At 66.7% G+C, this 22,797-nt stretch carries 21 protein-coding genes; 6 read left to right on the top strand and 15 right to left on the bottom strand.

The window, feature by feature from the left end:
• Positions 1-8 precede the first annotated feature (8 nt).
• From OKW29_RS40970 to OKW29_RS40955, 4 genes are all read left to right on the top strand, one after another.
• A complete protein-coding gene (locus tag OKW29_RS40970; RefSeq protein WP_018419991.1) occupies positions 9-734 on the top strand; it encodes a TetR/AcrR family transcriptional regulator in 726 nt (241 codons plus the stop codon).
• 2 nt (positions 735-736) lie between these two features.
• A complete protein-coding gene (locus OKW29_RS40965) occupies positions 737-1,324 on the top strand; it encodes a TIGR00730 family Rossman fold protein (protein WP_184021749.1) in 588 nt (195 codons plus the stop codon).
• A 65-nt stretch (positions 1,325-1,389) separates the two neighbouring features.
• Positions 1,390-2,136, top strand: a complete 747-nt coding sequence (locus OKW29_RS40960) for an SDR family oxidoreductase (RefSeq protein WP_429294878.1) — start codon at positions 1,390-1,392, stop codon at positions 2,134-2,136.
• Between the two features lie 283 nt (positions 2,137-2,419).
• Entirely contained in the window at positions 2,420-4,471 is a 2,052-nt protein-coding gene (locus OKW29_RS40955) for an ArnT family glycosyltransferase (RefSeq protein ID WP_429294877.1), read from the top strand.
• A gap of 52 nt (positions 4,472-4,523) precedes the next feature.
• Here the strand turns inward: OKW29_RS40955 and OKW29_RS40950 are convergent, their stop codons facing one another.
• The 15 genes from OKW29_RS40950 to OKW29_RS40880 all read right to left on the bottom strand — a co-directional run bounded on the left by OKW29_RS40950 (position 4,524) and on the right by OKW29_RS40880 (position 20,513).
• The gene (locus OKW29_RS40950; protein ID WP_429294876.1) at positions 4,524-5,168 is read right to left on the bottom strand and encodes a DUF924 family protein; all 645 of its coding nucleotides are present in this window, start codon (positions 5,166-5,168) and stop codon (positions 4,524-4,526) included.
• A complete protein-coding gene (locus tag OKW29_RS40945) occupies positions 5,161-5,574 on the bottom strand; it encodes a group II truncated hemoglobin (RefSeq protein WP_184021737.1) in 414 nt (137 codons plus the stop codon). The genes OKW29_RS40950 and OKW29_RS40945 overlap by 8 nt, the downstream gene beginning before the upstream one ends.
• Positions 5,575-5,611: 37 nt before the next feature.
• The gene (locus OKW29_RS40940; RefSeq protein WP_429295022.1) at positions 5,612-8,101 is read right to left on the bottom strand and encodes an ABC transporter permease; all 2,490 of its coding nucleotides are present in this window, start codon (positions 8,099-8,101) and stop codon (positions 5,612-5,614) included.
• A 101-nt stretch (positions 8,102-8,202) separates the two neighbouring features.
• Positions 8,203-8,814 (bottom strand): DUF4126 domain-containing protein, encoded by a 612-nt coding sequence (locus tag OKW29_RS40935; RefSeq protein ID WP_090805650.1) that lies wholly within the window; start codon positions 8,812-8,814, stop codon positions 8,203-8,205.
• Between the two features lie 232 nt (positions 8,815-9,046).
• Positions 9,047-9,367 (bottom strand): quaternary ammonium compound efflux SMR transporter SugE, encoded by a 321-nt coding sequence (sugE, locus tag OKW29_RS40930; RefSeq protein ID WP_184072024.1) that lies wholly within the window; start codon positions 9,365-9,367, stop codon positions 9,047-9,049.
• 102 nt (positions 9,368-9,469) lie between these two features.
• Positions 9,470-10,168, bottom strand: a complete 699-nt coding sequence (gene kdpE / locus OKW29_RS40925; RefSeq protein WP_176109149.1) for a two-component system response regulator KdpE — start codon at positions 10,166-10,168, stop codon at positions 9,470-9,472.
• Positions 10,161-13,043, bottom strand: a complete 2,883-nt coding sequence (locus tag OKW29_RS40920; RefSeq protein WP_429294875.1) for a DUF4118 domain-containing protein — start codon at positions 13,041-13,043, stop codon at positions 10,161-10,163. The genes kdpE and OKW29_RS40920 overlap by 8 nt, the downstream gene beginning before the upstream one ends.
• A gap of 152 nt (positions 13,044-13,195) precedes the next feature.
• Positions 13,196-13,774 (bottom strand): potassium-transporting ATPase subunit KdpC, encoded by a 579-nt coding sequence (gene kdpC / locus OKW29_RS40915; RefSeq protein WP_184021726.1) that lies wholly within the window; start codon positions 13,772-13,774, stop codon positions 13,196-13,198.
• A 58-nt stretch (positions 13,775-13,832) separates the two neighbouring features.
• On the bottom strand, positions 13,833-15,944 hold the full coding sequence (gene kdpB / locus OKW29_RS40910; protein ID WP_429294874.1) for a potassium-transporting ATPase subunit KdpB: 2,112 nt from the start codon (positions 15,942-15,944) through the stop codon (positions 13,833-13,835).
• A gap of 92 nt (positions 15,945-16,036) precedes the next feature.
• Positions 16,037-17,842, bottom strand: coding sequence for a potassium-transporting ATPase subunit KdpA (kdpA, locus tag OKW29_RS40905; protein WP_184072018.1), 1,806 nt, complete (start codon positions 17,840-17,842; stop codon positions 16,037-16,039).
• Complete coding sequence (gene kdpF, locus OKW29_RS40900) at positions 17,839-17,931, bottom strand: K(+)-transporting ATPase subunit F (RefSeq protein ID WP_013088901.1); 93 nt, start codon at positions 17,929-17,931, stop codon at positions 17,839-17,841. The genes kdpA and kdpF overlap by 4 nt, the downstream gene beginning before the upstream one ends.
• Complete coding sequence (locus OKW29_RS40895) at positions 17,931-18,041, bottom strand: hypothetical protein (protein WP_018431541.1); 111 nt, start codon at positions 18,039-18,041, stop codon at positions 17,931-17,933. The genes kdpF and OKW29_RS40895 overlap by 1 nt, the downstream gene beginning before the upstream one ends.
• 180 nt (positions 18,042-18,221) lie before the next feature.
• Entirely contained in the window at positions 18,222-19,196 is a 975-nt protein-coding gene (locus OKW29_RS40890) for a quinone oxidoreductase family protein (protein WP_429294873.1), read from the bottom strand.
• Positions 19,197-19,242: 46 nt separating this feature from the next.
• Positions 19,243-19,632, bottom strand: coding sequence for a methylglyoxal synthase (locus OKW29_RS40885; RefSeq protein WP_013088898.1), 390 nt, complete (start codon positions 19,630-19,632; stop codon positions 19,243-19,245).
• Positions 19,633-19,733: 101 nt separating this feature from the next.
• The gene (locus OKW29_RS40880; RefSeq protein ID WP_090803723.1) at positions 19,734-20,513 is read right to left on the bottom strand and encodes an SDR family oxidoreductase; all 780 of its coding nucleotides are present in this window, start codon (positions 20,511-20,513) and stop codon (positions 19,734-19,736) included.
• A gap of 215 nt (positions 20,514-20,728) precedes the next feature.
• Here OKW29_RS40880 and upp point away from each other — a divergent pair, with 215 nt between their 5' ends.
• Both upp and OKW29_RS40870 read left to right on the top strand, forming a co-directional pair.
• Positions 20,729-21,379 (top strand): uracil phosphoribosyltransferase, encoded by a 651-nt coding sequence (upp, locus tag OKW29_RS40875; RefSeq protein WP_026225693.1) that lies wholly within the window; start codon positions 20,729-20,731, stop codon positions 21,377-21,379.
• Between the two features lie 600 nt (positions 21,380-21,979).
• A complete protein-coding gene (locus OKW29_RS40870) occupies positions 21,980-22,708 on the top strand; it encodes a YebC/PmpR family DNA-binding transcriptional regulator (RefSeq protein ID WP_018419973.1) in 729 nt (242 codons plus the stop codon).
• Positions 22,709-22,797 lie beyond the last annotated feature (89 nt).

Genomic DNA, 22,797 nt, shown 5'->3' with positions numbered 1-22,797 from the left:
CGGACGACATGGAAGCCAAACCTCCCCGCCGCACGCGCGAACGGATTCTCGAACTGTCGTTGAAGCTGTTCAACGAAATCGGCGAGCCGAACGTCACGACGACGACGATCGCCGAGGAAATGGAAATCAGCCCAGGCAACCTGTACTACCACTTCCGCAACAAAGACGACATCATCAACAGCATCTTCAGCCAGTTCGAGCAGGAGATCGAGAAGCGTCTGCGTTTCCCCGACGACCATCGCGCAACCATCGACGAGATGTGGTCGTATCTGCAGTACATGGTCGATTTCACGTGGCGCTACCGCTTCCTGTACCGCGACCTGAACGACCTCCTCGCGCGCAACCGCACGCTCGAGACGCACTTCAAGCAGATCATCAGCCATAAGGTGCGCTTCGCGAGCCAGTTCTGCGAACAGCTCGTGGCCGACGGCGAAATGGTCGCGACGCCGCAGGAAATGCAGGTGATCGCGACCAACGTCGGCGTGATCGGCACGTACTGGCTGTCATATCAGTTCGTGATGAATCCGCGCAAATACAACGAGCAGGAAGCGATCCGCGAAGAGCTGCATCAGGTCAGCGTGCAGATCGTCTCGCTGATGGCGCCCTACCTCCGCGGCCGCTCGCGGCAGCTGTTCGACGACCTCGTATCGGGCACGCTGCCCAAGCGCGAGTTCTACGACTACCTGCCGCCGCGTGAAGGCGCCGCGCCTCGCAACGAATCGAAGGACAGTTGAGCATGAAGTCGGTGTGTGTCTATTGCGGCTCCTCGATGGGAGCCAAACCGTTGTATGCGCAGGCGGCGCGCGCGTTCGGCCGTGCGCTGGTCGAGGCCGATCTCGCGCTCGTCTATGGCGGCGGCAAGGTGGGGCTGATGGGCGTGATCGCCGATACCGTGATGGCCGAAGGCGGCCGCGCGATCGGCGTGATTCCCGAACTGCTCGTCAGCAAGGAAGTGGGGCATAACGGCCTGACCGAACTGCACGTGGTGCCGGACATGCATCATCGCAAGAAGATGATGGCCGAGCTGTCCGACGCGTTCGTCGCGATGCCCGGCGGCGCGGGCACGCTCGAGGAGCTGTTCGAGGTCTTCACGTGGGCGCAGCTCGGCTACCACGGCAAACCGGTTGCACTCCTGAACACCGACGGCTTCTACGCGCCGCTGATCGACCTGCTTCAGCACACGGTCGACGAAGGCTTCTTGCGCAAGACCTATCTCGACATGCTGCAGATCGACGCCGATCCGCTCGCGTTGATCGGCAAGCTGCAACGCTACGCGCCGCCCGCGCGCGACAAATGGGCGGCGGTCCAAAGCGACGCGATCTGAATCGCGGGTCCGCCGAACCCGAGCGAAGCGCGCCGCGCACGCACCACCCCAGCGACGAGGTTGCGATGACGAAAGCTGTTCTGATCACCGGCGGCAGCCGCGGCATTGGCCGTGCCACCGCGCGTCTGCTTGGCGCGCGCGGGTGGTGCGTCGGCGTGAACTACGTGCGTGACCTCGCCGCCGCGCAGCAGACGGTCGCAGAGGTCGAACACGCAGGCGGCCGCGCGGTGCCGATCGCCGGCGATGTCGCGAACGAAGCCGACGTGACCGGCATGTTCGATACGCTGCAGCAATCCTTCGGCCGCATCGATGCGCTCGTCAACAACGCGGGTATCGTCGCGCGGTCGAGCCAGCTCGCCGATATGGACTTCGCGCGTCTGAAACGCGTGTTCGACGTCAACGTGCTCGGCGCCTATCTGTGCGCACGGGAAGCGGCACGGCGCATGTCGACCCAGCGGGGCGGCGCGGGCGGCGCGATCGTCAATGTTTCGTCGGCGGCGGCGCGGCTCGGTTCGCCGAACGAATACGTCGACTATGCGGGGTCGAAAGGCGCAATCGACACGATGACGCTCGGCCTCGCGAAAGAACTCGGCCCGCAGGGCGTGCGCGTGAACGCGGTGCGTCCGGGCCTGATCGACACCGAGATCCATGCGAGCGGCGGCAAGCCCGAGCGCGCCGCGCAACTGGGCGCGACCACGCCGCTCGGCCGCCCCGGCCGCGCCGAAGAAGTCGCCGAGGCCATCGTGTGGCTGCTCAGCGACGCGTCGTCGTACGTGACGGGCGCGCTGTTCGACGTCGCCGGCGGCCGCTGAGCGAACGCCGCACGCAACGCGGCGCAAGCCTTAAACACTTGGCGCGGTCCACTACGGCCGCGCCTTTCCAGCCCGCTCCCCCCTCTCCTCTTTCCCCACGAACCCTGGTCGATTTCTCATGAAACCGGCACCGCCGCGCATCGAATGCGCGCGCGTTCGTTCGTGTGTAATCTTCAGTAATAATGCGGCGCTACAATCGACCAGATCGTATGCATCCGCAGGCGACGTAAGCAAAGCATAAGTACGAGGCCAACGCCGCCGCGTACGCTGACCAGAGACTTCCATGCAACACAAGCAGTCCACGCGCTGGCGCGCGCACAGTGCCAACGCGACGGCCCCGACCTCGGCCGCTCCAGCAGGTGGCGCGCACGAGGCTTCGCTTTCCGCCGGCACCGCGCACCCGTTTGCCGGCGCGCAGAGCCAGCCGGCGGCCGGGGACCCCGCGGCTTCGGCCGCAGCGGTATACAGCGCCGACACCGCCCATCCATCGGGCTCCGCCGGTTCTGCCGACCGCGCAACGCGCGGCCTGCAGCGTTGGCGCGCGCTCGCGGCGATCCGCCCGCTGCTGTGGCTGGTCGCGCTGGCGATCCTGTGCGCGTGGCTCGCCCCCGGCATTCTCGGCCACGAACCGTGGAAGCAGGACGAAACCTACACATTCGGCATCGTCCAGCACATGCTCGATACCGGCGACCTCGTCGTGCCGACCAATGCCGGCCAGCCCTTCGTCGAAAAGCCGCCGATCTACGATTGGGTCGCCACGGGCCTCGCGTGGATGTTCGGCCGCTATCTGCCGCTGCACGATGCGGCACGGCTCGCGAGTGCGCTGTTCGCGGGCCTGACGGTGTATTGCACCGCGCGGGTCGCGCGTCGCGCGGTCGCTGCGTCGAGCTGGTTCGACCTGCGCGTGATCGGCACGCTCGCGCTGTTCGGCGGCACGCTCGTCGTCGTCAAGCACGTGCACGACATGATGACCGACGTCGCGCTGATGGCCGGCGCCGCGCTCGGCTTTTGCGGACTGTTCGAACTCGTACTCGTGCATCTGCGTGACGACCCGCGCGCCGCGTCGTATTTACCGATGCACTCGCAAGCCGCCCGGCACACCGAACCGCTCGATGCCCGCGAGCGGCGTCACGCGATCATCAGCGGCGCGACGATGTTCGGCGCGGGCGTCGGCGTGTCGCTGCTCGCCAAGGGGCTGTTCGTACCGCTCGTGTTCGGCGCCACCACCTGCGCGGCGCTGCTACTCTATCCCGCATGCCGCAGCCGCGGCTTCGCCGGCGCGCTCGTCCTCGCCGCGCTCGTCTGCGCGCCGTTCGCGCTGATCTGGCCGATCTGCTTCTACCTGCGCTCAGCGGCACTCTTCAAGGTGTGGCTGTGGGATAACAACGTCGGGCGTTTCTTCGGTTTTTCGGTCGCCGAGCTCGGCTCCGAAAACGAGAGCCACCTGTTCGTGCTGCGCACCGTGCTGAGCGTCGGCTTTCCGGTCGTACCGCTCGCGCTGGCCGCGCTCGCCGGTGGCGCATGGCGGCGCTCGCGCGATCCGGGCGTCGCGTTGCCGGTGCTGTTCGCGGGTATCGGTTTCGCGGTGCTGCAAAGCTCGGCGACGGTTCGCGAGCTATACATCCTGCCGTTCATCGCGCCGCTCGCGCTGGTCGCGATGCAGGGCGTCGAACGTTTGCCGGCGCGCCTGCATACCGGCTGGGATATGACTAGCCGAGTGCTGTTCGGCAGCGCGGCCGTGCTCGTGTGGATCGTCTGGTCGATCATGACGACCCCCGCGAGCACGCATGCGTCGCTGCATCTGCTCGGCCGCTGGCTGCCGCTCGACTGGGTGCTGCCGATTTCGCCCGCGCTGATCGTCGGCGCGCTGCTGCTGACGATCGGCTGGCTGTGGCTGTTGCCGTCGTTCAAGTACGCGGGCAAATGGCGCGGCGCGCTCAGCTGGTGCGCAGGCGCGATGCTCGTCTGGGGGCTCGTCAGCACGCTGTTGCTGCCGTGGCTCGACTACGCGAAAAGCTACCGCTCGGTGTTCCGGGACCTCGGCGCGAAGATGGATATCGAATGGAACGACGGCGACTGCATGGCAAGCGCCGGACTCGGCGAATCCGAAGCGCCGATGCTCTTCTACTACACGGGCATCGTGCATCAGCCGAGCGAAGATCCGCGCACGACCGCCTGCACCTGGCTGATCGAGGAAAGCCGCCGCGACAACGCGCGGCCGCCGGCCGGCGAATGGCGGCTGTTCTGGTCCGGTGCGCGACCGGGCGATTCGGATGAGCTGTTGCGCGTCTTCGTGCGCACGCCGATGGCGGGCAAGCTGCACGGCGACGAATAGAGCCGCGCAACGCGTCGCGCCGGCCGAGTGTCTCGCGCGCGTCCGCGTCGATTCAGAACGACGAACCGGGCTCGCGCAGGAACGCGATCTCCTCGTCGCTCGATTCACGTCCGAGCAACCCGTTGCGATGTGGAAAGCGGCCAAATCGTTCAATCGCTTTCGCGTGGCGCAGCGCGTACTGATAGTAGCCGTCACCGCCCGGCTCCGCCGCAAGCTGTTTGAACAGACGCAGCGACTCCTGCTGGCTCGCGAGCGTTTCATCGTGCTCGAACGGCAGATACGCGAACGCGCGATGCTGCACGTCCGGCAACAGCCGATCGGCGCCGCTCGCGATGATCCGTTGCGCGGTTTGCAGCGCCTTGCCGTCGGTCGAGAAGGCGCGCGGCGTATTGCGATGGCAGTTGCGGGAAAACTGGTCCAGCACGATGACGAGCGCCAACGCACCCAACGGCGTGCTCTGCCATGCGTCGAGCTCACCCGCGTTCGCCGCATCGATCAGGTTACCGAAACGTTCGCGCAGCATCGTATCGACGGCGTCATCGCGCTTGAACCAGAGTTTGCGCTCCGTGCCGTGCTCCGGCGTGCCCGGCGCACCGAACCAGCAGTCGAGAACCTCGCGCGCCCGCGGCGCGAGCGCCGCATGGTCGGCTTCGACCGAATACGGTGCCGAGGTGGCGTGCGGCGGCGTGTCAGCCATTGCGGTTGCGCATCCAGTCGGCGGTTTCGAAGAAGGAGCCGAGCAGGCGCTCGCGCAGCGGTTCCGGCAAGCCGACATCCTCCATCGCCCATGCCATGCACCTCAACCACTGGTCACGCTCGCTCGACGCGATCGCGAACGGCAGATGCCGCGCGCGCAGACGGGGATGGCCAAAGCGGCCGATGTAATGATCGGGACCGCCGAGCCAGCCGCACAAAAACCAGAATAGCTTGTCGCGCGACCCCTCGAGCGACGCCGGATGCAGCGCGCGAATCCCGGCGAAATCCGCCTCGAGATCCATCAGGTCGTAAAACCGGTCGACCAGGTCGCGCACCCGCGTCTCGCCACCCACCAGTTCGAAGGCCGTCGGCTTGTCCGAGGACACTTCGTCGTTCAAATCGCTCATACCCTGCTCAACAGCAAAAAGACATCACCAGGAAAACTCACGCGTCGCGCAGCGACTGCAGCGCCGGCCGCGCCAACACATGCCGCAAACTCAGCCACCCGCCGACACCGGCACACGCGATGCCGGCCGCAATGCCCACCGGCAGCAGCCACGGATCGAAGTCCAGATAAAACTCGAACACGTGCGTGGCCAGCATCGAGCCGACGATCTGCGCGCCGAGCGCCGCCATCAGGCCGGCAAGCGCGCCGACCGCGACGAATTCGGCCACCTGCACCGCCCGCACCTGACGATGCGATGCGCCCAGCGCACGCAGCAGCGCGGATTCTCGCATACGCTCGTCGCGCGTGCCGGCGAGCGCCGCGTACAGCACCAGCACGCCGGCCGCGAGCGTGAACGCAAACAGGAATTGCACCGCGCCGATCACCTGCTGCAACACGCGCTGCACCTGCGCGAGGATCGGGCCGGTATCGATCGCGGTCAGATTGGGATACGCGGCGATCAGGCCATCGATCGTCGACTGTTTGTCCACCGGCAGATGGAAGCTCGTGATGAACGTCGCCGGAAAATCCTGCAACGAAACCGGCGGCATCAGCACGAAGAAGTTGACCTTGAAAGAACCCCAGTCGAGCTTGCGCACGCTCGTCACCGGCGCCTCGACAGTCAGCCCCGTCACGTCGAAGCGCAGCACGTCGCCGGGCTTCACGTTGATCAGCTTCGCGAGACCCTGCTCGATCGAGATCTGCGGCTTCGTCGTCTCGCCGAACCAGGTTCCCGCGGCGATCCGGTTGTCGTCGGGCAGTTGCGTCGTGTAGGACAGGTTGAACTCGCGGTCGACCAGTCGCCGCGCATCCTCGCCCTTGAACGAATCCGGATTGACCGCCTTACCGTTGATCGCGACGAGCCGCCCGCGCACCATTGGCGACAGCGCCGCGCCGGCGATGCCGTGCGTGTCCAGATACTGCGTGACCGCGTCGCGCTGATCGGGCTGGATGTCGATGATGAACTCGTTGGGCGCATCGGGCGGGGTCGATTTGCGCCAGCCCTGCACGAGGTCGTTGCGCGTCATCGCGATCAGCAGCAGGCACATCAGGCCGATGCCGAGCGCGGTGATCTGCAGCGTGCTGGTACTGCTGCGCCGCTCGAGCGACGCCAGCGCATAGCGCCAGCCGATGCCCGCATTGACGCGCTCGCTGCGCACCACGCGCGCCGCGCCCCACAACGCGAGCCGCGCGATGCCGGCGAACACCAGCAGCCCGCCCGCGAATCCACCCGCGACGATGCCCCCGAGCTTCAATTCCCCCGCGGCGAGTATCAGCAGCCCCGCGAACAGCACGATGCCGAGCGCGTAGGCGGCCCACGCAGTGCGTCCCTCCTCGCCCCATTCACGCCGCAGCACGCGCACCGGCGGCACGCGCGTGAGCGGCAACAGCGGCGGCAGCGCGAAGCCCAGCAGCAGCACGAGGCCGGCCGCGATGCCTTCGAGCGCGGGCCACAGCGTCGGCTGCGGCAGCACCACGTCGATCAGGCCGCCGAGCCACGTCAGCAGCGCGAGATGCCCGAGATAACCGAGCGCCACGCCGAGCACGCCGCCGAGTACGCCCAGCCCGACGAATTCGAGCGTGAACAGCGCACGCAGCGCGGCCTGGCTCACGCCGAGACAGCGCATCGCCGCGCAGCCGTCGAGATGCCGGCGCATATAGCGGTGCGCGGCCATCGCGATCGCGACGGCCGCGAGCAGCGCGGTCAACAGCGACACGAGCGTCAGAAAATGGCCCGCGCGATCGAGCGCCTGACGCACCTGCGGCTGGCCGTCCTGCAGCGACTCGAGCGCGACGCCGCGCAGCTTGCCGCCGTCGACGCGCTCATGCGCAAACTGCGCGAAGCGCGCGACCGCGTCGTCTGAACCGGCGACCAGCAGCCGGTACGTGACGCGGCTGCCATAGGTGATCAGGCCCGTCGACGGTACGTCAGCGGCATTCAGCATCAGGCGCGGGGAAAAGTTGACGAACGAAAAGCCGCGATCGAGCTCGCGCGTGATCAGCGCGCCGACCGTGAAGTTGCGATTGCCGACCTTCACCGTATCGCCGATCTTCAGCTTCAGCGCGTCGAGCAACTGCTGGTCGACCCACACGGTGCCCGGCGCCGGAATCGACGTCGCCGGATGATCGGCCGCTCCCGGCGCCGCCGCGATGCGCAGCGCGCCGCGCAACGGATAGCCGGGCGACACCGCCTTGACGGCGGCGAGCCGCGACGCCGGCTGCGCGCCGGTCGAATTGATCATGCTGGGAAAGATCGCCGTGGTGGCGGTGCGCAGGCCTAGGGCGTGCGCCTCGGCGGCGAATTGCGGATCGACCGGATGATCGGCGCGCACGATGAAGTCGGCGGCGATCATGCGCCGCGCATCGCGCTCGAGCCCCTGATGCAGCCGATCGCCCAGAAACCCGACGCTCGACAACGCCGCGACCGCCAGCACGAGCGCGAGCAGCAACATCGTCAGTTCGCCCGCGCGCCAGTCGCGCGCCGTCATCCGCATGGCCTGGCGCAACAGATCGATGCCGCCAAGCCGCCGCGCCGGTCTCGTGTCGGCGCGCGTTCTTGAACCCGCCTTGGATCCTGGTAGTGCTTCGCTCAATCGTGCCTGCTCCTCGCAAATCGCGACACCATGTGCGTGGCCATGCCGCGAAAACCGCCCTGCACGCCACGCCACAATCGCGGCAATGCCCACGCCGCGAGCAGCAGGAAGCCTACCATCAAGACCAGAAACACGAGCGGCACGAACAGCGCAAGCAGTACGCCGCCGACCACGAGGCCGTCCTCGGCGGTCGACGTGACGACGTTCGACACCGGCTCCGGCGACAGGTTGATCAGCGCGCGCGTGCCCGCCTTCGCGAGATGCGCGGTGCCGGCGAGCGTGCCGCCCGCGAGCGCGGCAACGCTCAGCAGCGTCGGATCGGCGTGGCCGAGCGCGCCGGCGGCCAGCACGGCGCCGGCCGGAATGCGGATGAAGGTGTGGATCGCATCCCACAGCGAATCGAACGCGGGGATCTTGTCGGCGAGGAATTCGGCCAGCGTCAGCACGGCCGCCGCACCGATCACCCATGGCGATGACAGCGCGGACAATGTGTTCGGCAAGTGAATCAGGCCAAGACGTTCGAACACGCCGGCCAGGAGGACCGTCAGATAGAGGCGCAGACCGCTGCCCCATGAAAGGCCCGCTGCAAGTGAAAGTGATTCAAGCATGGCCGCCTCCACGCGTTCAGTGCGTGCCAGGCGCCGCGGCGGGAACGACCGGGCGTTCCGCGCCGAAGCCATCAGGCTCGCCAAGCTGGCCGCGCCAGCCAGGCCGCGGGCAATCTCAAGGTCGTTTCTGTCTCATTATAGCTACGATAATTCGCAGAACGTAGAGCGGCGAAGCCTTCGCTGTGGCTTGCAGGCAATGGCGGCCGCGCCCCGAGCGGAGGTGGCCGCCCGGTCAGTGCCCCGACGACAGCTTCAGGCCGACGAGGCCGATCACGATCAGCGACGCACTGGCGACGCGCGCGACCGTCAACGCCTCGCCCATCATCACGACGCCGAAGATGAACGCCCCGACCGCGCCGATCCCTGTCCAAACAGCATAGGCTGTGCCGAGCGGCAACTGGCGCATCGCGAGCGCGAGCAGCACGAAGCTGCCGAGCGCGGTCACGACCGTGAAGATGGACGGCCACAAGCGGGTGAAACCTTCGGAAGTTTTGAGACCGGCCGCCCACGCGACTTCGAGCAGACCGGCAATCAGGAGAAGAAACCAGGACATCGACACAGCTCCATGAAAAATGGGGCCGTCCCCGATGATTGATGCAGGCGCAAGGTCGTCCTTACGTCGGGAGATTATAACGAAGCGGCATCGCGGACGAACTCACACCGCGCCCACCAGCCGGTACCCGACGCCGGTCTCCGTGACGATATGCTCCGGCTGCGCCGGATCGCGCTCGAGCTTGCCGCGCAGATGCGCCATGTAGATGCGCAGATAGTGGTGACTCTCGACGTGCGACGGCCCCCACACGTCGCGCAGCAACTGCCGGTGCGTGAGCACGCGGCCCGCATGGCGCACGAGCGTCGCGAGCAGCCGGTATTCGATGGGCGTCAGATGGACCGCGGCGCCGTCGCGCGTAACCTGGCGCAGCGCGAGGTCGACGGTGACCGCACCGAAGCGCACCTGCGGCGATTCGTTCGCGCCGCCGTGATTGCGCCGCCGCAGATGCGCGCGGATCCGCGCAAGCAACTCGGACACGCCGAACGGCTTGGTCAGGTAATCGTCGGCGCCGGCGTCGAGCGCGGCGACCTTTTCGCTTTCCTGGGTACGCGCCGACAGCACGATCACCGGCAGCTCGCTCCAGCCGCGCAGCTCGCGGATCACGTCGAGGCCGTCGGTGTCGGGCAGGCCCAGATCGACGATCACCAGATCGGGCTTGCGCGTCGCCGCTTCGACGAGCCCCTGCTTGCCGGTCTCGGCGTCGTACACGGCGATGCCCTCGCCTTCGAGCGCCGTGCGCACGAAGCGGCGAATCTGCTTCTCGTCTTCGATCAGAACGACGGTGATGCTCAGGTCACTCATGGGCGGGGCGGGTGAGCGGGTTGAGGTCGGTGTCGGTGGCTGCGCCTTCGTCTTCGAGCGTATCAAACGTCTCGGGTGCGTCGGGCGGCGTCTTGACCGGCAGCGTGAACCAGAAGCGCGCGCCCTCGACGTGGCCATCCGTGGCCAGCCGGTTGAGCGCGCCGATTGTACCGCCGTGCGCCTCGACGATCGCGCGGCAGATCGCGAGCCCAAGGCCGATGCCTGGTTTCGCCGACTCCTTCTCGCCGCGCGTGAACTTCTCGAACACGCGCGCTTCCATGCCGGCGGGCAGGCCGGGGCCGTTGTCGTCGATCGTGACGCGCACGAACGGCGTGCCGTCCGCGTCGATCTGCTGCGCGCCGATCGCGAGCGGCGTGCCGGACGCCGTGTATTTGGCCGCGTTCTCGAACAGGTTCGAGAACAAGCGCTCCATCAACACCGCGTCGAGATGCAGCAGCGGCAGATCGGCGGGCAGCGTAACCTGCACCGGATGATCCGCGAGCACACGCTTGCACGCGCGCAGCGCGGCGCCGACGGTCTCCTCGAGCAGCGTCCATTGCTGGTTCAGTTGCAGGCTGCCGGCCTGCAAGCGCGCCATGTCGAGCAGATTCGTGACGATGCCGGTCATGCGCAGCGCTTCTTCGTGGATTGCGTCGACGAGTTCGTCGTCACGCCGCGCGGCGGATTGCGCGTCGGTCCGCAAAGAAGCATTCACCTCGCCTTCTGTCCGCCCCTGTCCCGCCTGCCGCCCCTGCGCGAGCATCGACGAAAACCCGACGATCGTCGTCAGCGGCGTGCGCAGATCGTGCGAAATCGCCGACAGCAGCGAATTGCGCAGCCGCTCCGACTCCATGTTGACGAGCGCATCGCGCGCGATATCGACGTAGTGCACCCGTTCGAGCGCGAGCGCGATCTGCGCGGCGAACGCATCGAGCATGCGGCGCTGTTCGGGCACGGTCAGCTCGCGCTCGTCACGCACGACCACCGCGAGCACGCCGCGCGTGCGCATCGGCGCCTTCAGCGGCAGATACAGCGCCGCGGCAGCCGGCAGCGTATCGGTGCCGTGGCCGGCCGGCTTCTGCTGATCGTAGACCCATTGGCCGACGTCGAGATCGAGCGCGTCGCCTTCGAGCGTGATCGCCGCGTCGGGGTCCTCGATCTTCTGTTTGATCTGGTCGGCGCTGTCGGGCAGCAGGATCGCCACACGCGCGCCGAACACCTCGCTCACGTGCCGGGTGCCGATGCCGACGATCTGCTCGGTCGCGAGCGCCGCGGCGAGCTCGCGCGCCATCTCGTACATCGCGCCGGTGCGCTGCTCGCGGCGTCGCGCGACGCTCGCCTCGTGGCGCAGGCTCGAAGTCAGATGGCTGATCACGAGCGAGGTCAGCAGCATGCCGAAGAACGTCAGCAGGTATTGCGTGTCGGAGACCGACAGCGACATGCGCGGCGGCACGAAGAAGAAATCGAACGCGGCGACGCTCGCGAACGACAGCACGACACCGGGCCCGCGCCCGAGCTTCACCGCGGTGAAGATCACGCCGAGCAGATACAACATCACGAGGTTGGTCAGATCGATGCGGTCGATCAACTGGCTCGACAGCAACGTGATCGCCGCGCCGATCGCGAGCGCGAACGCGTACGCGCGCGGCGGCGAGCGACGCTCGCGGGCCGCGCTCAACGCCTCGCGCCACGCGTTCGCGGTCGTGTTCAACAGCCGCCGCTGCTCGCCGCCGTCGCGCTCCGACGACACGCGAATCAGCGTGAGATCGAGATCGCCGCTCTTCTCGGCGATGCGCTCGCCCAGCGGCCGGCGCAGCCAGCGGCTCGCGCCCGTGCGCGACGATGCGCCCGCCACCAGCTTCGATACGTTGCGCGCCTGCGCGTAACCAATCAACGCGTCGAGCGCATCGGTGGCGGCGAGCGTCGCGGTTTCGGCGCCGAGTTCGGCGGCGAGCTTCAGCGCGTTCAGCGTGCGTTCGCGTCGGGCGTCGGGCAGGCGCTGCAACGCGGGCGTTTCGACATAGACCGCGAGCCAGTCGGCCTTCAGGCTCGCGGCGAGGCGCGCCGCCGAGCGCACCAGCGCCGGCGCTTCGGGACCAGGACCGACACACACCAGCAGCCGCTCGCGCGCCTGCCAGATACGCTGGATCGAACGATCGGCGCGGTACTCGCGCATCTGCGCGTCGACCCGATCGGCGGTGCGGCGCAGCGCGAGTTCGCGCAGCGCGATCAGGTTGCCCTTGCGAAAGAAGTTGCGCACCGCGCGCTCGGCCTGCTGCGCCATGTAGACCTTGCCGTCGCGCATGCGGTCGAGCAGTTCCTCGGCCGGCAGATCGACGAGCGTGACTTCGTCGGCATGATCGAACACGCGATCGGGCACGGTCTCCCACACCCGGATGCCGGTGATCTGGCCGACCACGTCGTTCAGGCTCTCCAGGTGCTGCACGTTGACGGTCGTATAAACGTCGATGCCCGCGTCGAGCAGTTCGTAGACGTCCTGCCAGCGCTTCAGATGACGCGCGCCCTGCACGTTCGAATGCGCGAGTTCGTCGACGAGGATCAGTTGCGGCTTGCGCGCGAGCGCGGCGTCGAGATCGAACTCGCCGAGCTTGCGGCCGCGATACTCGATCTGCGCGAGCGGCAGCACGTCGAGCCCCGCGAGCAACGCGGCGGTTTCGCTGCGCCCGTGCGTTTCGGCGATGCCGACCAGCACGTCGACACCTTCTTGCTGGCGGCGGCTCGCGGCCTGCAGCATCGCATAGGTCTTGCCGACGCCGGCCGACGCGCCGAAGAAAACCTTCAGCCGGCCGCGCTGGCGTTTTTCTTCGTCGCGCTGCAGCTTGTCGAGCAGTTGGTCAGGGTCGGGGCGGTTCATGCTCAGTGGGTTTGATAGTCGTACGAGCGGCGGTGTCTGCATGGTGGCACGGCCCGCGCCGGCCCGCAAATGGCGGCGCGGCGCCACGCGAAACGCCGCTGTTTCATCGATGAACCGCCATTGCGGCTGGTGCGTCGTCGCTGCGTTCAGTGTCAGCCACGCTTCATTTCATCGAGCGCGAGATTGAGCTTCAGCACATTCACGCGCGGCTCGCCGAGCACGCCGAACTGGCGCCCCGTCGTGTAGCGCTCGACGAGCGCCTGCACGTCGTTCGGCGCGAGATGACGCGCCTGCGCGACCCGCTCGAGCTGATACGCGGCCGCGGCCGGACTGATCTCCGGATCGAGCCCGCTGCCCGACGACGTGACCAGATCGACCGGCACCGGCTTCGACATGTCGGTGCCCGCCGCCTTCAGCGCCGCGAGACGGCCCTTGATCTCGTCGAGCAGCGCCGGGTTGGTCGGCCCGAGGTTCGAGCCCCCCGAGCTTTGCGGGTTGTACGGCATCGGGCTCGTCGCCGACAGCCGGCCCCAGAAGTACTGGGGCGCGTCGAACTGCTGGCCGATCAGCTGTGAGCCGACCACCTTGCCGTTCTGCTCGATGAGGCTGCCGTTGGCCTGTTCGTGGAACGCCGCCTGGCCGAACGCGGTCATCACGGCGGGATAGGCGAGTCCTGTGATCGCGGTCAGCACCGCGAAGATCACGATCAGCGGACGGAACAGATTTTTCATGATGGGTCTCTTTCCCTTTTCATCACTTCTGGTTGTGGCGTAATGACGCGCTGCGCGCTCAAACCCAGCCGAACGCGGCGAGCACCATATCGATCAGCTTGATGCCGATGAACGGCGCGATGATCCCGCCAAGGCCATAGATCAGCAGATTGCGGCGCAGCAGGATCGCAGCGCCTAGCGCGCGATAGCGCACGCCCTTCAGCGCCAGCGGAATCAGCAGCACGATGATCAGCGCGTTGAAGATCACCGCCGACATGATTGCCGAGGTCGGCGTCGCCAGATGCATCACGTTCAGCGCGTTCAACGCCGGATACGTCGACGCGAACGCGGCCGGGATGATCGCGAAGTACTTGGCGAGGTCGTTGGCGATCGAGAATGTGGTCAACGACCCGCGCGTCATCAGCATCTGCTTGCCGATCTCGACGATCTCGATCAGCTTGGTCGGATTCGAATCGAGGTCGACCATATTGCCGGCCTCTTTTGCCGCCTGCGTGCCGGTGTTCATCGCGACCGCGACGTCGGCCTGCGCGAGCGCGGGCGCGTCGTTGGTGCCGTCGCCGGTCATCGCGACCAGACGCCCTTCGGCCTGATGCGCGCGAATCGTCGCGAGCTTCGTTTCGGGTGTCGCCTCGGCAAGGAAGTCGTCGACGCCCGCTTCGGCCGCGATCGCGGCGGCGGTCAGGCGGTTGTCGCCCGTCACCATCACGGTCTTGATGCCCATCTTGCGCAGCTCGGCGAAGCGCTCCTTGATGCCGCCCTTCACGACGTCCTTCAACTCGATCACGCCGAGCACGCGCGCGCCCTGCTCGCCTTTCTCGGCGACCACCAGCGGTGTGCTGCCGCGTCGCGCGACATCGGCGACCGCGTTGCTGACTTCGTTCGGGAAACGGCCGCCGTTCGCTTCGACGTAGTGCTTGACCGCATCGGCCGCGCCCTTGCGGATTTCACGGTTCGGCGCCCCGGAGGAAGTCCCCTGGGGGGAGAGATCGACGCCACTCATGCGGGTCTGCGCCGTGAACGCGAGAAACACCGCATGCAGCGAGGCCATATCGCGCTGACGGATATTGAAGCGCTGCTTCGCGAGCACGACGATGCTGCGGCCTTCCGGCGTTTCGTCGGCGAGCGACGACAGCTGCGCGGCATCGGCAAGCGCCTCTTCGGTCAGACCCGGCGCCGGCAGAAACTGCGACGCCTGGCGGTTGCCGAGCGTGATCGTGCCCGTCTTGTCGAGCAGCAGCACGTCGACGTCGCCGGCCGCTTCGACGGCACGGCCCGAGGTCGCGATCACGTTCGCCTGCATCATGCGGCTCATCCCGGCTACGCCGATCGCCGACAACAGGCCGCCGATCGTCGTCGGGATCAGACACACGAGCAGCGCGGCGAGCGCGGTGATCGTCACCACGTGGCCCGCTTTCGCGGCTTCGACGGAGAACATCGAGAACGGCAGCAGCGTCGCGGTGGCGAGCAGCATCACGATGGTCAGCGCGACGAGCAGGATGGTGAGCGCGATTTCGTTCGGCGTCTTCTGACGCTTCGCGCCTTCGACCATCGCGATCATGCGGTCGAGGAACGCCTCGCCCGGATTGGCCGTGACGCGCACGACGATCCAGTCCGACAGCACCCGCGTGCCACCGGTCACCGACGAAAAGTCGCCGCCCGACTCGCGGATCACCGGCGCCGATTCACCGGTGATCGCCGATTCGTCGACCGAAGCGACGCCCTCGATCACTTCGCCGTCGGCCGGGATCACGTCGCCGGTCTCGACCAGCACGACGTCGCCACGGCGCAGATCGGTCGCGGTCGTGATGCGGATCGGCGACTTCGGATGCGGCTCGTTGAGCTTCTTCGCCATCACGTCTCTCTTCGCGCTGCGCAGCGACGCGGCCTGCGCTTTCGAGCGGCCTTCGGCGAGCGCCTCCGCGAAGTTCGCGAACAGCACCGTGAACCACAGCCACAGCGTGACCGCGAGGATGAAGCCCGCGGGCGCCTCGGCCTGACCGCCGAGCGCGGCGATCCACAGAATGGTCGTCAGGATGCTGCCGACGTACACGCAGAACATCACCGGGTTGCGAAACTGCGTGCGCGGCGTGAGCTTTTTAAAGGAGTCCACGATCGCCGGGCGCAGCAGCGCCGGGTCGAACATGGACCGGGTAGCGTTATGTTCAGTCATTGAATCCTCGAATGTCCGTGGGCGCTTGCAGGCTTGCGGTGTGCAAGCGCCTGTTCGGTCGTTGGCTCGCTGCCGTGGGTCACTGCCGTGGGTCACTGCACGCCGATCATCATCAGATGCTCCACGCCGGGACCGAGCGCGAGCGCCGGGACGTAGGTCAGCGCGCCGACCAGCAGCACCGTGCCGAGCAGCAGCACGACGAACAGCGGTCCGTGCGTCGGCAGCGTGCCGCCGGTGACGGCGATGCGCTTCTTCGCGGCGAGCGAACCGGCGATCGCGAGCACCGGCACGATCGTGCCGAAGCGCCCGAACCACATCGCGATCGCGGTGAGCCAGTTGTAGAACGGCGTATTCACCGTGAGACCCGCGAACGCGCTACCGTTGTTGTTCGCCGCCGAGCTGAACGCATAGAGGATCTCGGAGAAGCCGTGTGCACCGGGGTTTGCGATGCCGGCCTTGCCCGCCGCGCTGAGCACCGCGATCGAAGTGCCCACCAGCACGAGCAGCGGCGTGAGCAGCACGACGATCGACACCATCTTCATCTCGTAGGCCTCGATCTTCTTGCCGACATATTCAGGAGTGCGCCCGATCATCAGTCCCGCGACGAACACCGCGAGCAGCGCGAACACGAGCATCCCGTACATGCCGGAACCGACACCGCCGAAGATCACTTCGCCGAGCTGGATCAGCAGCATCGGATACAGGCCGCCGAGCGGCGTCAACGAATCGTGCATGTTGTCGACCGCGCCGCACGAAGCCGCCGTCGTCGCGACCGTGAAGATGCCCGACTGCGCGATGCCGAAGCGCGTTTCCTTGCCCTCCGCGTTGCCGCCCGCCTGCAGTGCATTCGCCGACTGATCGACGTTGAGCGCCGTGAACGCGGGATTGCCGCTCTGCTCGGCGCTGATCTCGCCAAACACGCAAACGCCGAACGCGATCGTCATCGCCGCGAGCACCGCGACGCCCTGCCGCCGGTCGCCGATCACGCGGCCGAACACGAGCGCGAGCGCCGCCGGGATGATCAGGATCGAGATGATCTGCACGAAGTTCGAGAACGGCGTCGGGTTTTCGTACGGATGCGCGGAGTTGCCGTTGAAGAAGCCGCCGCCGTTGGTGCCGAGCATCTTGATCGCTTCCTGCGACGCGACCGGGCCCATCGCGATGGTCTGTGTCTTCACGGGCGTGTCGAGCATCACCGGATCGCCCTTCGCGTCCTTCACCGGATTGCCTTGCGCGTCGAGCTTCGGAGCGGCGTAGGTGGTGGTCTGCAGCGTCGGCACCTCCTGATATGCCTTGAAGTTCTGGATCACGCCCTGACTCATCAGCAGTGCGGCGATGATCGCCGCCATCGGCAGCAGGACGTACATCGTCACGCGCGTGATGTCGACCCAGAAGTTGCCGATCGTCTGCGCGGTATGGCGCGCGAAGCCGCGCATCAACGCGAACACGACGACGATGCCGGTCGCCGCCGACAGGAAGTTCTGCACGGTCAGGCCGAGCATCTGCGTCAGATAGCCGACGGTCTGCTCGGGCGTGTAGTCCTGCCAGTTGGTGTTGGTCACGAAGCTGACCGCGGTGTTGAAGGCGCTGTCGACCGACATCGCGCCGAACTGCTGCGGATTGCCGGGCAGCCACCCTTGCACGCGCAACAGCACGTACAGGAACGCCGCGCCGAGCACGTTGAATGCGAGAGTGGCGACCGCGTAGTGCCTCCAGCCCATTTCCGCCGCTGGATCGACGCCCGCGATACGGTAAAGCAGCCGTTCGAGCGGCGCGCCGAAGCGCACCACGCGCGAACTGCCGTCCATCACGGCGCCGAGATAGCTCGCCATCGGCACCGCGGCGGCCAGTAGCACGACGATAAAAAGACTCGCCTGCAGGACATCGTTCGTGTTCATTCAATGTCCTCCGCGCGCAGCAGCGCATACACGAGATAAACGAACAGCAGCGCGGTCGACGCGCCGGCCAGCCACAGCATCCAGGTCATCAGCGCGCTCCTTGTCCGCGGCGCAACTGCATCAGCTTCTCGCAGCCGCCAATCAGCCCAAAGGTCAGCACGGCAAACAGCGCCAGGCCCCCGACATACAGCACATCCATTCTCGTTCTCCATTCACGGACTTTGGATGGATAGAACGGTATGCCGATCGGCCTAAAGAGCTGGTCAAAGATCGCGGGGTGCGCGTAAAAATCGCGTAAACGGACAAGGCCGTTTCATCTCGCGATGAAACGGCCCTGATGGATGACGTGCAGCGCAGCCCGAGGCCGCGCTGACACTTTTTATGGCAGCAGGATCGTCGACCCCGTCGTGCGGCGCCCTTCGAGGTCCGCATGTGCCTGCCCGACGTCCGGCAGCGCATAGCGCTGATTGATGCTGGTCTTGACCTTGCCCGAGCTCAGCACGTCGAACAGCTCGGCCGACATCGCCTCGTAGTCGCTGCGTTTCGCCATATAGGTGAAGAGCGTCGGTCGTGTAAAGAACAGCGAGCCGCGTCCCGCGAATTCCGACGAGTCGATCGGCGGCAGCGGACCCGACGCGTTGCCGAAGCTCACGAACAGGCCGAGCGGCGCGAGACAGTCGAGCGATTTTTCGAAGGTGTCCTTGCCGATCGAATCGTAGACGACCGGCACGCCCGCGCCGTTGGTGATCTCGCGTACGCGCTTCGTGAAGTTCTCGCGCGTATAGACGATCGCGTGATCGCAGCCGTGCGCTTTCGCGATCTCGGCTTTCTCGTCGGAACCGACCGTGCCGATCACCGTCGCGCCGAGCGCCTTCGCCCACTGGCACACGAGCAGGCCGACGCCGCCCGCTGCGGCCTGAATGAGGATCGTGTCACCGGCCTTCACGCGATACGTGCGGCGCAGCAGATATTGCGCAGTCAAGCCTTGCAGCATCACCGACGCGGCCTGCTCGTCGCTGATCGCATCGGGCAGCTTGACGACCAGCGCGGCCTGCAGCACGCGCTCCTGCGCATACGCGCCGGGCGGCCGCGCGACATACCCGACGCGATCGCCGACCTTCAGACCGGTCACGCCGGGGCCCACCGCGCTGACCTCGCCGGCCGCTTCCATGCCGAGCCCGCCCGGCAGCGGCAGCGGATACAGACCGGAGCGGAAATACACGTCGATGTAGTTGAGGCCGACCGCCGTCTGGCGAATGCGGATCTCGCCCGCGCCGGGCTCGCCCACCTCGACGTCGACCCATTTCATGACTTCGGGGCCGCCGGTTTTGTCGAAACGGATTGCCTTGACCATCACGTCTCCTTCATCTGTATGGATGTGGATGCGGCGACGCGCGCGCTCACGCCTCGCCGGACAGGCGCAGCGTCAGCACGTCGAGCACCATGCGGGCGGTCGAAATGTTCGTCGCGCACGGAATGTTGTGCACGTCGCACGCGCGCACTAGCGCGTTGATGTCCGGCTCGTGCGGCTGCGGCGTCATCGGGTCGCGCAGGAAAATCACCATGTCGACGCGCCCTTCGGCGAGCTGCGCGCCGATCTGCAGGTCGCCGCCGTGCGGGCCCGACAGCATGCGCTCGACCGTCAGGCCGTGCGCGTCGCTGATGCGTCCGCCGGTCGTGCCGGTTGCGACGATCTCGCAGCGCGCGAGCGTGTCGACGTATTCGCCGGCCAGTTTGACGATGTCGTCCTTCTTGTGATCGTGCGCGATCAGCGCTATGCGGGTGCTCATGACGTAAGGCTCCTCAAACCGTTGTGACTATCGTTGTTGTAATGTGACGGGTGTCGTTCGCGCGCGGCGGCTCGGTACGTGCCTGCTCAGTACGTACCAGCTCAGTACGTACCAGGATAGGCGCCGCCGTCGATCAACCAGTTCTGCCCGGTGATGTAACCCGCGTGCGTGCTGCACAGGAACGCGCAGGCGCGGCCGAATTCTTCGCGATTACCGAAGCGGCCGGCGGGGATCGTCTTCATGCGCTGCTTGCGCGCTTCGTCGATCGAAATGTTGTGCGTCTTCGCCTGCGCCTCGAACGTGACCGCGATACGGTCGGTGTCGAACAGGCCCGGCAGCAGGTTGTTGATCGTCACGCCGGTCGGCGCGACCTTGCGCGCGAGCCCCGCGACGAAACCGGTCAGGCCGGAGCGCGCGCCGTTCGACAGACCGAGCACGTCGATCGGCGCCTTCACCGCCGAGCTCGTGATGTTGACGATGCGCCCGAAGCCGCGCGCGCTCATCGTGTCGATGGTCTGACGGATCAGCTCGATCGGCGTCAGCATGTTGGCTTCGAGCGCGCGGATCCAGTCCTCGTGCGTGAAGTTGCGGAAATCGCCCGGCGGCGGACCGCCCGCGTTGTTGACGAGAATGTCCGGCTGCGGGCAGGCCGCGAGCGCGGCCGCCCGCCCTTCAGGCGTGGTGATGTCGCATGCGACGGTCTTCACCTCGACACCGCTCTGCTTGCGGATCGCCTCGGCGGTCGCTTCGAGCGTTTCGGCGGTGCGCGCGACGATCGTCAGGTCGACGCCCTCGGCGGCGAGCGCTTCCGCGCAGCCGCGTCCCAGACCTTTGCTCGCCGCGCAAACCAGCGCGCGGCGTCCTGCGATTCCCATGTCCATGTGTATGCCCTCCTGGCGAAGTTTCCCCAGATTCTAGAAGAATCGGTGCCGGACTGTGCCGCGTCGCTGCAATCTCAGGTATCGCCGGGCGGTACTCTTTCGGTAAACTGCGCGGTGGCGCACTTTTCCACCGTTCGTCCGACCTTCGAGCGCGGACTGAGCCAACGGATGAGCGCGCCGAACCGATCCACCTTGCCGCCGCGCGCGAGCCCGCCATGACCCAGGACAGCCGTTTCCCCAATCTCTTCATCCTCGATCACCCGCTGATCCAGCACAAGCTGTCGCACATGCGCGACCGGGACACGTCGACGCGCACGTTCCGCGAACTGCTGCGCGAAATCACGCTGCTGATGGGCTACGAAATCACCCGCAACCTGCCAATGACCACGCGCCGCATCACCACGCCGCTCGTCGAGATCGACGCGCCGGTGATCGCCGGCAAGAAGCTCGCGATCGTGCCGGTGCTGCGCGCGGGCGTCGGCATGTCGGACGGCCTGCTCGAGCTGGTGCCGTCGGCGCGCGTCGGCCATATCGGCGTGTATCGCGCGGAGGATCATCGGCCGGTCGAATACCTGGTGCGGTTGCCGGACCTCGAAGACCGCGTGTTCATCCTCTGCGATCCGATGGTCGCGACCGGCTACTCGGCCGTGCACGCGGTCGATGTGCTCAAGCGCCGCAACGTGGCGGCCGAGAACATCATGTTCCTCGCGCTCGTCGCCGCGCCCGAGGGCGTGCAGGTGTTCCAGGACGCGCACCCGGACGTCAAGCTGTTCATCGCGTCGCTCGATTCGCATCTGAACGAGCATGCGTACATCGTGCCGGGCCTGGGCGACGCGGGCGACCGGTTGTTCGGTACGAAGAACTGACGCGCCGGGGGCCAACGGGGGTGGCCTGGCGATGCCGCCGCCCCGGAACCGGCCCCGCTTTCGCCCGCATCCGGCCCTCCCGGCGACACATCCGCACCGCCTCCATTCATTTTCGCGTCGATTTCATTGCATTTGCGGCCGGTTTCGCGACGCGGCCCCCTCTGCCGCACCCTCCCGGCATGATAAAATTCGAATCCGCTCGACGGAGCGGCTCGACCCGCACGATCACTCGCACCACCGCCTGCAATTTCGACTGGCGCCCCGCGCTTTCGCATCAGGTCATGCGGCGCCTGGCCGCGCAAGCTGCCCCGCTCCACCGCGCTGCCGCCCTGCGGCTGCGCCTGGCCGGCCGGCCGATCATGCACGAACCGGCACGAACGCCCACCGGCGGGCAAGCGCGGAACGACGCGCGGGAACGGCCAGGCTGAGATCGGCGGCACAGGTGGCCGCCTCGACGGGCCAACACGAGCGACAAGCACGAGCGGCCGGCAGCCTTTCACCTGACGGATTGACATCGAGGCGCAACACGCGAGGCGCCCGAGATCGCAACGACAATTGCACTATGCGTGCGCCCCGCTGGCGCGCGCGACGGAGAAATGTATGGCGGGTCATTCGAAATGGGCCAACATCAAGCATAAGAAAGCAGCGGCCGATGCCAAGCGCGGCAAGGTCTGGACGCGGCTCATCAAGGAAATCCAGGTTGCGGCCCGTCTGGGCGGCGGTGAAATCGACTCGAACCCGCGTCTGCGGCTCGCGGTCGACAAGGCGTACGACGCCAACATGCCGAAAGACAACATCAACCGCGCAATCCAGCGCGGTGTCGGCGGCGCGGACGGCGCGAACTACGAGGAAATCCGCTACGAAGGCTATGGCATCGGCGGCGCGGCGGTGATCGTCGACACGATGACCGACAACCGCACCCGCACGGTCGCGGAAGTGCGTCACGCGTTCTCGAAGAACGGCGGCAACATGGGCACCGACGGCTCGGTGTCGTTCATGTTCGATCACGTCGGCCAGTTCCTGTTCGCTCCCGGCACCGCCGAAGACGCGCTGATGGAAGCCGCGCTCGAAGCGGGCGCCGACGACGTCGTGACGAACGAGGACGGCAGTATCGAGGTGCTGTGCCCGCCGAACGATTTTTCGAAAGTGAAGGCTGCACTCGAAACGGCGGGCTTCAAGGCCGAACTTGCCGAAGTCACGATGAAGCCGCAGACCGAAGTCGAATTCACCGGCGACGATGCCGTGAAAATGCAGAAACTGCTCGACGCGCTGGAAAATCTGGACGACGTGCAGGAAGTCTATACAAACGCGTCGATCGCCGGCGAGTGATGGCGCGCCGGGCTCTGGCATCGTTTGCCCTTGCTGTTGATGGTTTATTGCACGGCTGAGCACACCGCTCGGCCGTTTATGGTTTTCAA

Origin of the sequence: Paraburkholderia sp. CI3 (assembly GCF_050436505.1) — a bacterium.
GTDB classification, from domain to species: Bacteria; Pseudomonadota; Gammaproteobacteria; order Burkholderiales; family Burkholderiaceae; genus Paraburkholderia; species Paraburkholderia tuberum.
This window is presented reverse-complemented; position numbering and strand designations above follow the sequence as displayed.

Excerpts from the sequence above, each read along its gene's own strand:
- OKW29_RS40970 (WP_018419991.1), top strand. The coding sequence starts at position 9 with ATGGAAGCCAAACCTCCCCGCCGCACGCGCGAACGGATTCTCGAACTG.
- OKW29_RS40965 (WP_184021749.1), top strand. The coding sequence starts at position 737 with ATGAAGTCGGTGTGTGTCTATTGCGGCTCCTCGATGGGAGCCAAACCG.
- OKW29_RS40960 (WP_429294878.1), top strand. The coding sequence starts at position 1,390 with ATGACGAAAGCTGTTCTGATCACCGGCGGCAGCCGCGGCATTGGCCGT.
- OKW29_RS40955 (WP_429294877.1), top strand. The coding sequence starts at position 2,420 with ATGCAACACAAGCAGTCCACGCGCTGGCGCGCGCACAGTGCCAACGCG.
- OKW29_RS40950 (WP_429294876.1), bottom strand. The coding sequence starts at position 5,168 with ATGGCTGACACGCCGCCGCACGCCACCTCGGCACCGTATTCGGTCGAA.
- OKW29_RS40945 (WP_184021737.1), bottom strand. The coding sequence starts at position 5,574 with ATGAGCGATTTGAACGACGAAGTGTCCTCGGACAAGCCGACGGCCTTC.
- OKW29_RS40940 (WP_429295022.1), bottom strand. The coding sequence starts at position 8,101 with ATGACGGCGCGCGACTGGCGCGCGGGCGAACTGACGATGTTGCTGCTC.
- OKW29_RS40935 (WP_090805650.1), bottom strand. The coding sequence starts at position 8,814 with ATGCTTGAATCACTTTCACTTGCAGCGGGCCTTTCATGGGGCAGCGGT.
- sugE (WP_184072024.1), bottom strand. The coding sequence starts at position 9,367 with ATGTCCTGGTTTCTTCTCCTGATTGCCGGTCTGCTCGAAGTCGCGTGG.
- kdpE (WP_176109149.1), bottom strand. The coding sequence starts at position 10,168 with ATGAGTGACCTGAGCATCACCGTCGTTCTGATCGAAGACGAGAAGCAG.
- OKW29_RS40920 (WP_429294875.1), bottom strand. The coding sequence starts at position 13,043 with ATGAACCGCCCCGACCCTGACCAACTGCTCGACAAGCTGCAGCGCGAC.
- kdpC (WP_184021726.1), bottom strand. The coding sequence starts at position 13,774 with ATGAAAAATCTGTTCCGTCCGCTGATCGTGATCTTCGCGGTGCTGACC.
- kdpB (WP_429294874.1), bottom strand. The coding sequence starts at position 15,944 with ATGACTGAACATAACGCTACCCGGTCCATGTTCGACCCGGCGCTGCTG.
- kdpA (WP_184072018.1), bottom strand. The coding sequence starts at position 17,842 with ATGAACACGAACGATGTCCTGCAGGCGAGTCTTTTTATCGTCGTGCTA.
- kdpF (WP_013088901.1), bottom strand. The coding sequence starts at position 17,931 with ATGACCTGGATGCTGTGGCTGGCCGGCGCGTCGACCGCGCTGCTGTTC.
- OKW29_RS40895 (WP_018431541.1), bottom strand. The coding sequence starts at position 18,041 with ATGGATGTGCTGTATGTCGGGGGCCTGGCGCTGTTTGCCGTGCTGACC.
- OKW29_RS40890 (WP_429294873.1), bottom strand. The coding sequence starts at position 19,196 with ATGGTCAAGGCAATCCGTTTCGACAAAACCGGCGGCCCCGAAGTCATG.
- OKW29_RS40885 (WP_013088898.1), bottom strand. The coding sequence starts at position 19,632 with ATGAGCACCCGCATAGCGCTGATCGCGCACGATCACAAGAAGGACGAC.
- OKW29_RS40880 (WP_090803723.1), bottom strand. The coding sequence starts at position 20,513 with ATGGACATGGGAATCGCAGGACGCCGCGCGCTGGTTTGCGCGGCGAGC.
- upp (WP_026225693.1), top strand. The coding sequence starts at position 20,729 with ATGACCCAGGACAGCCGTTTCCCCAATCTCTTCATCCTCGATCACCCG.
- OKW29_RS40870 (WP_018419973.1), top strand. The coding sequence starts at position 21,980 with ATGGCGGGTCATTCGAAATGGGCCAACATCAAGCATAAGAAAGCAGCG.